The sequence below is a fragment of the Nocardioides sp. GCM10028917 genome, from assembly GCF_042666175.1.
GTDB lineage: Bacteria > Actinomycetota > Actinomycetes > Propionibacteriales > Nocardioidaceae > Nocardioides.
In genome coordinates, this window is the sequence record NZ_JBHTFL010000007.1 from 697397 (window position 1) to 709781 (window position 12385).

General features: G+C 72.0%; 10 protein-coding genes. 7 read left to right on the forward strand and 3 right to left on the reverse strand.

The genetic code is table 11. The features are described from left to right. The first annotated feature begins 257 nt into the window (after window positions 1-257). Window positions 258-827: a YceI family protein gene (locus ACFQW6_RS12730; RefSeq protein WP_378545500.1), complete on the forward strand. Its 570-nt coding sequence runs from the start codon at window positions 258-260 to the stop codon at window positions 825-827. Between the two features lie 199 nt (window positions 828-1026). Here ACFQW6_RS12730 and ACFQW6_RS12735 read toward each other — a convergent pair whose 3' ends face one another. Then, window positions 1027-2766, reverse strand: a complete 1740-nt coding sequence (locus ACFQW6_RS12735; RefSeq protein ID WP_378545503.1) for a DEAD/DEAH box helicase — start codon at window positions 2764-2766, stop codon at window positions 1027-1029. Window positions 2767-2859: 93 nt separating this feature from the next. Here ACFQW6_RS12735 and ACFQW6_RS12740 point away from each other — a divergent pair, with 93 nt between their 5' ends. The 6 genes from ACFQW6_RS12740 (at window position 2860) to ACFQW6_RS12765 (ending at window position 8877) form a co-directional block, all read left to right on the forward strand. Next, entirely contained in the window at window positions 2860-3777 is a 918-nt protein-coding gene (locus tag ACFQW6_RS12740) for a GNAT family N-acetyltransferase (RefSeq protein ID WP_378545506.1), read from the forward strand. Window positions 3778-3956: 179 nt separating this feature from the next. Then, on the forward strand, window positions 3957-4808 hold the full coding sequence (locus ACFQW6_RS12745) for a response regulator transcription factor (protein WP_378545509.1): 852 nt from the start codon (window positions 3957-3959) through the stop codon (window positions 4806-4808). Between the two features lie 193 nt (window positions 4809-5001). Continuing rightward, window positions 5002-5754 (forward strand): response regulator transcription factor, encoded by a 753-nt coding sequence (locus ACFQW6_RS12750; RefSeq protein WP_378545512.1) that lies wholly within the window; start codon window positions 5002-5004, stop codon window positions 5752-5754. 119 nt (window positions 5755-5873) lie between these two features. Further along, window positions 5874-6524 carry a DNA-binding response regulator gene (locus ACFQW6_RS12755; RefSeq protein ID WP_378545515.1) on the forward strand — a complete coding sequence of 217 codons (651 nt, stop codon included), beginning with the start codon at window positions 5874-5876 and terminating at the stop codon, window positions 6522-6524. Window positions 6525-6678: 154 nt separating this feature from the next. Then, complete coding sequence (locus ACFQW6_RS12760) at window positions 6679-8175, forward strand: SDR family NAD(P)-dependent oxidoreductase (RefSeq protein ID WP_378545518.1); 1497 nt, start codon at window positions 6679-6681, stop codon at window positions 8173-8175. A 51-nt stretch (window positions 8176-8226) separates the two neighbouring features. After that, window positions 8227-8877 (forward strand): hypothetical protein, encoded by a 651-nt coding sequence (locus tag ACFQW6_RS12765; protein ID WP_378545521.1) that lies wholly within the window; start codon window positions 8227-8229, stop codon window positions 8875-8877. Here the strand turns inward: ACFQW6_RS12765 and ACFQW6_RS12770 are convergent. Together ACFQW6_RS12770 and ACFQW6_RS12775 are read right to left on the reverse strand one after the other, a co-directional pair. Beyond that, complete coding sequence (locus ACFQW6_RS12770; RefSeq protein WP_378545524.1) at window positions 8874-10088, reverse strand: VWA domain-containing protein; 1215 nt, start codon at window positions 10086-10088, stop codon at window positions 8874-8876. The genes ACFQW6_RS12765 and ACFQW6_RS12770 overlap by 4 nt on opposite strands. Continuing rightward, window positions 10072-12384, reverse strand: coding sequence for a DUF5682 family protein (locus ACFQW6_RS12775; protein WP_378545527.1), 2313 nt, complete (start codon window positions 12382-12384; stop codon window positions 10072-10074). Before ACFQW6_RS12775 ends, ACFQW6_RS12770 begins: the two co-directional genes overlap by 17 nt. Window position 12385: the final 1 nt, after the last annotated feature.

Genomic DNA, 12385 nt, shown 5'->3' on the forward strand with positions numbered 1-12385 from the left:
CTGGGTCGCCGTCACGGACGCGTCGGGCCGCAGCCACATGGAGGCACGCTGGTCGACCGTCGAGACGGTCGCCATGCACGCCGCCTGATCGGCGCCCGAGCCCAGCTCGCACGCACGAGCCACGCCCACCGGGCGTGGCTCGTCGTCATTTCCACGCCCGACGGAAACTCATTCCGGCCCTCGGGAATGAACTGACGGGCCTCCCCGTTATGGTGGTTGAAAGTTCTACCAACCATCGCCTTCCTCGAGGAGCACCCATGACCACCGGTTTCGACGCCCCCACCACCGCCATCGACGACCTCACCGGCGACTACACCATCGACACCAGCCACAGCCGCCTCGGCTTCGTCGCCCGTCACGCCATGGTGACCAAGGTCCGCGGCCAGTTCGGCACCTTCGAGGGCACCGCCCGCATCGACGAGGCGAACCCGACGGCCTCGAAGGTCGACCTCACCATCCAGGTCGCCTCCGTCGACACCGGCAGCGCCGACCGCGACGGCCACCTCACGTCCGGCGACTTCTTCGACGCCGAGACGTACCCCACGATCACCTTCACCTCCACCGACGTGAAGCGCGACGGCTCCGACTGGGCCGTCACCGGCGACCTGACCATCAAGGACGTCACGAAGCCCGTCACCATCGAGTTCGAGCACACCGGCTCGGCCCGTGACCCCTTCGGCAACCTGCGCGTCGGGTTCGAGGGCGAGACCACCATCAACCGCAAGGACTGGGGCCTCACCTGGAACGCCGCGCTCGAGACCGGCGGCGTCCTCGTCTCCGAGAAGATCAAGCTCGAGTTCGACGTCTCGGCCATCCGCAACGCCTGACCCACACGCTGACCGGGCACTTCGTGCCCGTCGTGCAGGTCGACCGGGCGCTTCGTGCCCGTCACATGACGACGCCCCCTCCCTCGATCGAGGGAGGGGGCGTTGTCGTCTGCATCGGACGGGCACGAAGTGCACGGTCAGCGTTGCGGACGGGCACGAAGTGCCCGGTCACCACCCGGGACGGGCACGAAGTGCCCGGTCAGCGGGGGTTCTTGCCCTTGTAGCCGCCGGCCTTGCGTGGCCCGCCACTGTGTCCGCCGCCGGTGCGACCGCGGAACGGGCCGTTGTCGGGCTTGATCTCGATGAGCTTGCCGGAGATCCGCGTGCTGGCGAGGCGGTCGAGCGTGCCGGCCGGGAGGTCGGCGGGGAGCTCGACGACGGAGAAGTCCGGCTTGATGGAGATGTAGCCGAAGTCCCCGCGCGACAGCCCGCCCTCGTTGGCCAGGGCGCCGACGATCTGCCGCGGCTCGACCTTGTGGCGCTTGCCCACCTCGATGCGGTACGCCGCCATCGGCTGGCCGCTGCGCGACTCGCGCGGACCGCGGTCGGCCTTGCCGGCGTGGCTCGAGCGCTCCTCGAAGGAGCGGGTGCGCGGCTCGGGCTCCGGCTCGAGCAGCAGCGGCTGCTCGCCGTGCATCACGGCGGCGAGGGCGGCGGCGACGTCGACCTCGGAGACGTCGTGCTCGCTGACGTAGTGCGAGACCACGTCGCGGAAGAAGTCGATCCGCTCCGGCTGGGTCAGCGCCTGGGTGATCTGGTCGTCGAAGCGCGTCAGGCGGGTGGCGTTGACGTCGTCGACGGTCGGCAGCTGCATCTGTGTCAGCGGCTGGCGCGTGGCCTTCTCGATCGAGCGCAGCAGGTGCCGCTCGCGCGGGGTGACGAAGGCGATCGAGTCGCCGCTGCGCCCCGCGCGGCCGGTGCGACCGATGCGGTGGACGTAGGACTCGGTGTCGGTCGGGATGTCGTAGTTGACGACGTGGCTGATGCGCTCGACGTCGAGGCCGCGGGCGGCGACGTCGGTCGCGACGAGAATGTCGAGCTTGCCGGCCTTGAGCTGGTTGATGGTGCGTTCGCGCTGCACCTGGGCGACGTCACCGTTGATCGCCATCGCGGAGTAGCCGCGGGCGCGGAGCTTCTCGGCGAGGGTCTCGGTCTCGTTCTTGGTGCGGACGAAGACGATCATCCCCTCGAAGTTCTCGACCTCGAGGATGCGGGTGAGGGCGTCGACCTTCTGCGGGTAGGACACGATCAGGTAGCGCTGGGTGATGGAGGAGACCGTCGAGGTCTTGCTCTTGACCGTGATCTCGACCGGGTCCTCGAGGTACTTCTTGGAGATGCGGCGGATCTGCGCCGGCATGGTGGCCGAGAACAGCGCGACGTGCTTGGTGTCGGGGGTGTCCGCGAGGATCGTCTCGACGTCCTCGGCGAAGCCCATCTTCAGCATCTCGTCGGCCTCGTCGAGGACGAGGAAGCGCAGCTCGCTCAGGTCGAGCGTGCCCTTCTCGAGGTGGTCCATGATGCGGCCCGGCGTGCCGACGACGACGTGGACGCCACGCCGCAGCGCGGACAGCTGCACGCCGTAGCCCTGGCCGCCGTAGATCGGCAGGACGCGCACGCCCTTCATGTGGGCGGCGTACTTCTCGAAGGCCTCCGAGACCTGGAGCGCGAGCTCACGGGTCGGGGCGAGGACGAGGGCCTGAGGCGTCTTCTGCGAGAAGTCGAGCTGCGACAGGATCGGCAGGGCGAACGCGGCCGTCTTGCCGGTGCCGGTCTGGGCGAGGCCGACGACGTGGCGGCCCTCGAGGAGCGGCGGGATGGTGAGGGCCTGGATCTGCGAGGGGGTCTCGTAGCCGACGTCCGCCAACGCCTTGAGGACCTCCGGCGCGAGGCCGAGGTCGGAGAAGGTCTGCTCGGGTGCTACGGGCTGGTCGTCACTCACCCTCCAACGGTAGGGCCTCACGCCTGAACACGACATTCCCCGAGGCCCGATAAGGGCGCGACAAGGCCCCACGTGAGCAAGCACACTCTCCCCGTGCGAGATGCGATGCCAGACCTGCCCGAGGGGCTCACGACGCGGCCGCTGCAGAAGGCCGACGCCCACGACGTCTTCGTGCTGATGGCCGCCCAGCAGCAGGAGGACATCGGCCAGGTCGCGATCGAGGAGGCCGACATCGTCAGCGACTGGGCCAAGCCCAGCCACGACCTCGGCGCCCGCTCGATCGGCGTGTGGGACGGCGACACCCTGGTGGCGTACGCCGAGCTGATGGGCGCCGACCGCGCCGACACCTCCGTCCTGCCGAGCCACCGGGGTCGCGGCATCGGCACCTGGCTGGCCCACTGGCTCCTCGACCTCGGCCGCAGCGTCGGCTCGTCGGTCGTCGGGATGCCGGTCCCGCAGGGCTCGCCGGGTGACCGGCTGCTGGAGGCGCTCGGCTTCCGGGTCCGGTGGACGAGCTGGGTGCTCAAGCTGCCCGAGGGCGCCACCATCCCCGAGCGCACGCTGCCGGAGGGCTACGCCGTCCGCACCGCCGAGCCCGACGAGCTGCGGGCGGCCCACGACGTCCTGGAGGACGCCTTCCTCGAGTGGTCGGTGCGCGACCGGGAGACGTTCGAGGACTTCGCAGCCGCCACGAGCGGCCGACCCGGGTTCGAGCCGTGGAACCTGCGCGTCGCCCTCGACCCGGACGGCGCCGTCGTCGGGGTCTCGCTGGTCCTCGTGTCGGACGACGGGGCGACGGCGTACGTCGACCGGCTCGCCGTGCGGCGCGACGAGCGCAACCGCGGGATCGCCCAGGCACTGCTGGTCGACTCCTTCGCCCGAGGACGCGAGCACGGCACCCGCACCTCCGAGCTGAGCACGGACTCCCGCACCGGAGCACTCCCGATGTACGAGCGCGTCGGCATGGTGGTGGACCACGTGTGGGTCAACCGCGCGATGGACCTGGCCTGACCACGGGAATGGCATGTCGGCACGGTCCGTCACCGCAGAATCCGTCAAAAAATGTGCCGGTCTAGACAGTCCGTTCATCCCTCAGACCTCTGCTAGTTCTGCGCCGTCGATGGCATTAGCATCGAGCGACACCGTCCGGGCGGTGTCACGGCGAGGGCGTGGGGCCCTTGCCTACGCATATGTGGGGGTTGAACGTGCAAGAACTACATGCATTGGTCGTCGAGGACGATCCGGACATCTCGTCAGCGCTGGTGGAGACTCTCGAGGGGGCGGGTTTCCGCGTCACCTCGGCGCTCGACGGACGCCAGGCGGTGAGCGCGGCGGCAGCCGATCCGCCCGACCTGGTGACGCTCGACCTGACGCTGCCGCACATGGACGGCATCGAGGTGTGTCGCCGCATCCGCGAGACCAGCGACTGCTACATCGTGATCGTGTCGGCGCGCTCCGACGAGGTGGACAAGCTGATCGGCCTCGAGGTCGGGGCGGACGACTTCGTCCTCAAGCCGTTCTCCCCGCGCGAGCTGCGCGCCCGGGTGGCCGCGCTGTTCCGCCGGCCGCGGACCGGGACGGTCGCCGAGGAGCCGGTGAACGGCCGCAGCCCGCAGGTGCCGAGCCCGGCGCAGCCGGTGGACGAGCCGTCCACGATCTCCGCCGGAGCGGGCCTGGTGATCAACTCCGCGCGGCGCGAGGTGCAGATCGACGGCTCGATCGTGGAGCTGACCCGCATCGAGTACGACGTCCTCGAGTACCTCGCGACGCACCTGTCGCGGGTGTGCACCCGTGAGGAGATGGTGCTGGCGATCTGGAGCAGCGCGCTGACCCACGACCACCACCTCGTCGACGTCCACGTGGCCAACCTGCGCGGCAAGCTGCGGCGTCACTCCGACGCCACCTGGATCCACACCATCCGCGGGATCGGCTACCGGATGGACCGCGAGGGGGACGAGCAGCAGGAACGCCGCGCCGGCGGCGGCCCCTACCTCGTCGCCCGGATCGACTCGGAGGACTGGGCCCGCGGCCTGGACTTCTGACGGGACATCTGTCGGGACCATCCCCGCCGGGAGACCTGCCGACCCCTCCTTGGGGGGTGCTGCACCCTGATCGACCACGCTTCCCGCCCGCTGCCGCCTAGCATCGGCCGCGGGCGGGGAGCACCGACCGCGCCCGCCCGGTTTGAGGCCGGGTGCGGCAGGGTAGGTGAATGATCAACTGGGGGGCAGACGCATGATGAACGCACGGACAGCCGTGGTCGTCGAGGACGACCACGATGTCGGCGACGCCATCTCCAAGCTCCTCGACCAGGCCGGCTTCGACGTCACCGTGGCGAGGACCGGGTCCGAGGCGCTGACGCTCGTGGCCGAGGGCAGTCCCGACCTGGTCACGCTCGACCTCACCCTGCCCGACATCGACGGCGTGGAGGTCTGCCGCCAGATCCGCACGATCACCGACTGCTACGTGATCGTCGTCAGCGGCCGCGCGGCCGAGGTCGACCGGCTCGTCGGGCTCGAGGTCGGCGCCGACGACTACCTCGTCAAGCCGTTCTCGATGCGCGAGCTGCAGGCGCGGGTCGCTGCCCTCTTCCGCCGTCCGCGCAGCAGCGACCCCGCCCCGGAGGCGACCGCAGCGCCGCTGGTGGTCCACCCGGCGCCCGAGGCGGACCCGACCAGCTCCGAGGGTTGCAGCGACCTCACCCTCAACCGCGGCGCGCGGGAGGTGCGGGTCTCCGGCCGCGAGATCGACCTGACCCGCACCGAGTTCGACCTCCTGGCGCACCTCGTCGGCAACCCCGGCGTGGTGGTCCCCCGCGAGGAGCTCATGCGCGCGGTGTGGGCCGGCGACTTCGTCCCCGACAGCACCCACGTCGTCGACGTCCACCTCGCCAACCTGCGTCGCAAGCTGCGCGGGGCCGCCTCGGGCAACCAGTGGATCCGAACGATCCGCGGCGTCGGCTTCCGCTTCGACCCCTGCTGTCCCTGACGCCACCCTGACCGCACGACCGCCGTAGGGGTGGGATCGCCGAGAAGCCCTGACCGCAGGTTCCCCTCGACTCTCCCGTCCGGGGGTCCAACGGCGGCAAACAGCAGTACCTTGACCCCATGGTGATTCGAGTCGCGCTGGTCAACGACGACGAGGTCGTCGTCCGTGGCCTCGACGCGATGATGCGCAGCTACGGCCACCGCGTCGAGGTGGTCGAGCTGGTGGCAGGCAAGCCCGTCGCCCAGCCGGTGGACGTCGCCCTCTACGACACGTTCGGGATGGGGCAGGGCAACGGTTCCGCCGTACGCCACCTCGTCGACAGCACGCAGGTGCGCGCGGTCGCGGTCTACACGTGGAACTTCCAGCCCTGGCTCACCCGCGACACCCTCAGCCAGGGCGTGCGCGGCTACCTCTCGAAGAGCCTGCCGGCCGCCCGCCTCGTCGACGCCCTCTCCGCCATCTCCTCTGGGCAGCTCGTGGTCTCGCCGTCGCGGGGACGTTCGCCGCTCGTCGGCGGCGACTGGCCCGGGCGCGAGGAGGGTCTCACCGCGCGCGAGGCCGAGGTGCTGTCGCTGATCACGATGGGCCTGAGCAACCAGGAGATCGCCGAGCGCACCCTGCTGTCGCTCAACTCGATCAAGTCCTACATCCGCTCGGCCTACCGCAAGATCGACGTCGACTCGCGCTCGCGGGCGGTGCTCTGGGGCGTCGAGCACGGGATGCGCGCCGACCGCGTGCGCATCAACGGCTCGCCGGCCCGCGAGGGCTGACCCGAGCGTCGGCCCGTTGGTCGGAATCCCCGCTCGAGCGGGGAATCTGACACTCGGAGGGGGTTGCAACGGCCTCCAAGTGTCAGACTCGCCCACCAAGTCGCGGGTGACCGTCCTTTGTGGCGTCAGCGATCGGGCGCCGTACCCTGCTCCGGTGACCGAGCAGCATCCCGAGATCGACCCCGCCGACCTCCAGGCGACGCTCCGGGTGCTCGCCTCGCTCCACCACCTGCCCGGGGACCACCCCGACCACGTGAAGGTCAAGCGCGCGGCGTCGCACATGTACAAGTCGATCAAGGCCGAGCGCAAGCTCGCCAAGCGCGCCGCCGAGCTGGCCCACGACCGCGAGGTCATCGAGCGGACGGCGACCGGGTCGCCGATGCGCATCGACGACGAGACCGCGGGCATCCCGCTGGTCTCCACCGCGGCCGGGGCGTTCGCAGGCGAGCTCCTCGTCCCCCGCGGCTGCTACATCTGCAAGCAGGACTTCACGCTGGTCGACGCGTTCTACCACTGGCTCTGCCCCTCGTGCGCGGCGATGAGCCACACCAAGCGCGACCAGCGCACCGACCTCACGGGCAAGCGGGCGCTGCTCACCGGCGGGCGCGCGAAGATCGGCATGTACATCGCGCTCCGGCTGCTCCGCGACGGCGCCCACACCACCATCACCACCCGCTTCCCCAAGGACGCGGTGCGCCGCTTCAGCTCGCTGCCCGACAGCGACGAGTGGATCCACCGGCTCAAGGTGGTCGGCATCGACCTGCGCGACCCCACGCAGGTCATCTCCCTCGCCGACGACGTCGCAGCGGCCGGCCAGCTCGACATCCTCATCAACAACGCGTGCCAGACCGTACGACGCTCGCCGGGCGCGTACGCCCCGCTGGTCGAGGCCGAGTCGCTGCCGCTGCCGGAGGACTCGGTCCCGGAGCTGGTGACGTTCGACCACATCTCCGAGGCCCACCCAGCCGCGATCGCCGGCGCCCTCGCGCCGACCCCGGTCGCCCACCACGAGGGTGAGTCGGCGGAGCACGCGATGGCCGTCCACAACGCCGCGACCCTCACCGCGCTCGCGCTCAAGGCCGGGCACGCCTCCCTCGACGCGCACCTTGCGGGCACCGCCGTCGACGCCGGCGGGCTGCTGCCCGACGTGCAGACCAACAACTCGTGGACCCAGACCGTCGGCGAGGTCGACCCGCTGGAGCTGCTCGAGGTGCAGCTGTGCAACTCGATCGCGCCGTTCCTGCTGGTCTCCCGGCTGCGCCCGGCCCTTGCGGCCGCCGCATCGGCAGCGACCTCGCGCCGGGCGTACGTCGTCAACGTCTCCGCCATGGAGGGCCAGTTCTCGCGCCGCTACAAGGGCGCCGGGCACCCGCACACCAACATGGCCAAGGCCGCGCTGAACATGATGACCCGTACGTCGTCGGGCGAGATGTTCGAGACCGACGGGATCCTGATGACCGCCGTCGACACCGGCTGGATCACCGACGAGCGCCCGCACCACGAGAAGCTGCGGATCGCGGCCGAGGGCTGGCACGCCCCGCTCGACCTCGTGGACGGCGCCGCCCGCGTCTACGACCCGATCGTGCTCGGGGAGGCCGGCACCGACCTGTTCGGCTGCTTCGTCAAGGACTACCAGCCGTCCCCCTGGTGACCTGACCTCCGCCCGCCGCGTCCACGGCCGCGTGCTGGTTGACTCGGCGCCATGAGCCGCCTCGAGACTGCTGAAGAGTTCCACGCCCGGGTCGCCGCCGCGACCGACGCCGAGGGACGCCTGCCCGTGGCCATCGAGGAGATGCCCGGGTGGGGCATCTTCCCGTTCGAGCTCGACGGGCTGCGGATCAAGCCGCTCGAGCCGCTGCAGGACGTCGAGCCGCCCCGCGAGGGCGAGGACCCGGCCGACTGCTCCTGCCGGCAGCCGATGACCCCCGAGCGTGCGGCGCAGGTGGCGTGGCGCAACGAGCGCTGGCTGCTCGTCGCCCTCGACATGAAGCTGCCCGTCTCCCTCATCCTGCGGCCGGTCGAGCACTTCGACATCGCCGACCTGCCCGACGACATGGCCGCCGAGATGGGCCTGTTGATGGTGCGGATCACCGCCGCGGTCGAGGAGCTGCCCAGCGTCGGTCGCTGCCACATCGGCCGCTACGGCGACGGCGGCGCCCACGCCCACCCCTTCTTCTTCGGACGCCCGGCCCGGATGGGCCAGCTGCGCGGGTCCTGCCTGCTCGACTGGGAGGAGAACCTCCCCGAGGTGCCCGAGGACGTACGCCGCGCCAACGCCGGCCACGTCGGGCGCCGGCTCGTCGACCGGCTCGGCGGCGAGGGCCCGGCCTGGGAGGTCCGGAGCGCCGTCTAGGTCGGACGCGTCGTCTCGTGGGTGGTGACCACGTCGTTGGCCGCCGCCCACTCCCCGATGTCGCGCTTCTCGATCGCGGCCGCCATCAGGTCGGGGAAGAGGTCGGGTGTGCACGCGAAGGACGGCACGCCGATCTCGGCGAGGGCCGCGGCGTGGTCGGCGTCGAAGGACGGCTGGCCGGAGTCGCTCAGCGCGAGCAGGGCGATCATGGTTGCGCCCGAGCCGACCACGGCGCTGGCCCGGCTGATCATCTCCTCGGCGATCCCGCCCTCGTAGAGGTCGCTGATGAGGACCAGCACCGTGTCGTCGGGCTGGGTGATCCGGCCCTGGCAGTAGGCCAGCGCGCGGTTGATGTCGGTGCCGCCGCCGAGCTGGACGCCGAACAGCACGTCGACCGGGTCGTCGATCTCGTCGCTGAGGTCGACCACCTCGGTGTCGAAGACCACGAGCCGCGTGCTCACCGACCTGATCGACGCGAGCACGGCACCGAAGACGGAGCTGTAGACGATCGACTCCGCCATCGACCCCGACTGGTCGATGCAGAGGATGATCTCGCGCTCGACCTGGGTGGAGCGGCGGGCGTAGCCGACCAGTCGCTCCGGCACGACCGTGCGGTGCTCGGGGAGGTAGTGCTTGAGGTTCGCGGCGACCGTGCGACGCCAGTCGACGTCGCGCATCCGCGGGCGCCGGGTCCGCGCGGACCGGTCCAGCGCACCGGTCACGGCCTGGACGGTGCGCTGCCGCAGCCGCTCCTCCAGCTCGTCGGTGACCTGGCGGACGACCGCCCGGGCCGTCTCGCGGGAGTGCTCGGGGATCACCCGGCCCAGCCCGATCAGCGTGCTGACCAGGCCGACATCGGGCTGGACGGCGCGCATCATCTCGGGCTCGAGCAGCATCTGCCGCAGCCCGAGCCGCTCCATCGCGTCGCCCTGCATCACCTGGACGACCGAGGACGGGAAGTAGGTGCGGATGTCGCCGAGCCAGCGCGCCACCCGGGGCGAGGACCCGCCGAGGCCGGCCTTGCGCTCACCGTCGTACAGCGCGGAGAGGGCGTCGTCCCGCCGCCCGTCGGCCTCGCCGAGGGCGACCGCCTCGCCGCCCGGCCCGGTGAGGCCGTCGGCCTCCTCCCCGCCGAGGATCAGCCGCCACCTCGTCAACCGGTCGCGAGGCGCCTGCCCCGTCGGATCGGTGCCGTCAGGCTGCTCCGTCATGCGCCACCACCTTCCAGCCGACGAGCCTGGCCACGGTGTGCAGGGCCGGTCGGGCCTGCTCGAGGTCGATGCCGCTGTCCACCAGCGCCGCGACGGCGCCGGGCCGTCCGAGCCGGGAGAGCTGCTCACCGATGGTGCGGCGCTCGGCGGCACCGAAGTCGGCGAACGTCCGACGCACGAGCGGCAGCAGGTCCTCGAACTCCACCTCGTCGAGCTCGCTCACCCACGTGTCGACCAGCCCGAGCAGGGTGGCGTCGTGGACGAGCAGCACCGCGTCGCCCGCGAGGAAGCCCGAGAGCCACGCAGCCGCCTGGGGTGCGGAGGCAGCGAGGGAGAGTCGGCGGCCCATCCGGTGGGCGGTGGTGTCGGCGTCGATCCGGCCGGCGTCGAGCAGGATGCGGGTGGCCCGGCCCGCGACGCCGCCGGCGACGTGGTCGGGCGCGGACACCGCCTCGAGCGCCTCCGTCCACACGGGGTCGAGCTCCTGGTCGGCGAGCAGGGAGAGACCCCGCTGCGCGCCAGCGATCGCGGTCACCATCTCGGCGGCCGCCTCGTCGTCGAGGCTCGCGCAGGCCATCGGGAGGCCGACGCAGGCGCGGACGACCGTGGCGGCCAGCACGGTGCGCACCCGCGCGGTGTCGGCACCGCGTACGTCGCCGTAGCGGCAGGTGCGGGCGAGGGGCTCGACCGTGGCGAGCAGCGCGGGTACGTCGTGCTGGACCGCGGCCCGTGCGTCGAGGGCGTCGAGGACCGCCTCGATGCCCTCGGGCAGGTCAGCGGTGAGGCAGGTGCTGACCAGCGCGGCGAGCTCGGCGAGGTCGGCGGACCGCGCGGCCCGGTCGGCGGCCCGGGCCGCCGCGGCGGCGGCGATCGTGGTGCCCCAGATGCCCGCCTCGACGAGGTCGACGGCCAGCTCGGGTCGCCACTCCAGCGTCCAGCTCTCCTTGAACGTCCCGGTCGTGCGACCGGTGTCGGCGACCTCGCCCCACGGCACACCGAGCAGCTCGAGGCGGTGCAGGAGGACCGACCGGGCGAGCTGGCTCTCGCGACGCAGGTCGAGGTCGACCTGCTGGACGGCCGCCGTGGGCTTGAGCCGCAGCGACCGCTGCTGGCGGGTGAGGTCGGCGGCGAGCGGGACGACCGGCGCCGACTCCGGCACGGATCCGAGCGCCTCGCCCACCACGAGGCGCCGGTGGACGAGGTCGAGCGGCAGCCGGGACCCCTCGCACAGCACCGTCTCGGCGGCGTCGTCGAGCTCGCTCAGCCCGACGGACGGCCGGCCGCGGACGGTGGCCAGGGTCTCGGCGAGGCGGGCGGCCTCCACCACGGATGCGGTCGAGGCGTCGAGCCGTTCCTCGCGCAGGGTGCGGGCGACCCGGACCAGCCAGGACGTGGCGAGGTCGCGTGGGTCGGGGTCGGGACGGCTCAGGTGGTCGAAGAGGTGCTGGTACCACCCCGGCGCGCTGACGCCGGCGCCGTAGCCGGAGGCGTAGCTGAGCCGGGCCGCGGTCCAGGGCGTCCAAGCGGCCGCCACCTTGGTGCGGGGCAGCCTGGTGATGAGGTCGGCGTCCCGGCTGGCCGGAGGGAAGTCGGCGGGCACGAGCGCCGGCGCGTGCCAGGCCCCGCACACCACCGCGATCCGGGCCTCGGGGGCCGCCTTGATCTCGGCCCGCAGCACCCTGCGCATCCACTGCTCGCGGCGGGCGTTGCTGCGCACCTCCGGATCGTCGTGGGCGCGGGTGTCGGCGGACCGGACCGCGGCCATCGCCTCCCTGATCGCGGCGAAGCGCTCGGCCGGCGATCCGTGCCGCTGCTCGACGGCGTCCTCCCACCATCGCTCGGCGTCGTCGTACCCGGCCGTCGCGGCGAGCGTGCCGATCGGGTCGAGGCGCTCAGAGGGGACCGGCGGCTCCTCGACGGGCTCGGCCTCCTCGTCGCGGTCCTCGGCCGGCTCGGGCGCGGCCGCCACCTCCTGCGCCAGCGCGAAGGCGTGGGTCGCCGGGAGGTCGAGGAACCGCACCGGTGCGCCGTGCGCCAGCGCCCAGCGTGCCGCGACCCACTCCGGCGAGAAGTGGGCGAGCGGGTAGAACGTCGCCTGCCGGGGCTCCTCGACGGCGTACACCAGCCCGGCAACGGGCGGCACCATGTCGACCTCGCCCAGCAGGTCGACGATCGCGTCGAGCTCCGGGCAGCCCTCGATCAGGACGAGGTCGGGCGGCTGCTCCTCGAGCGCAGCACGCACGGCCCGGGCCGAGCCGGGGCCGTGGTGGCGTACGCCGTAGACGTCGACGGGCATG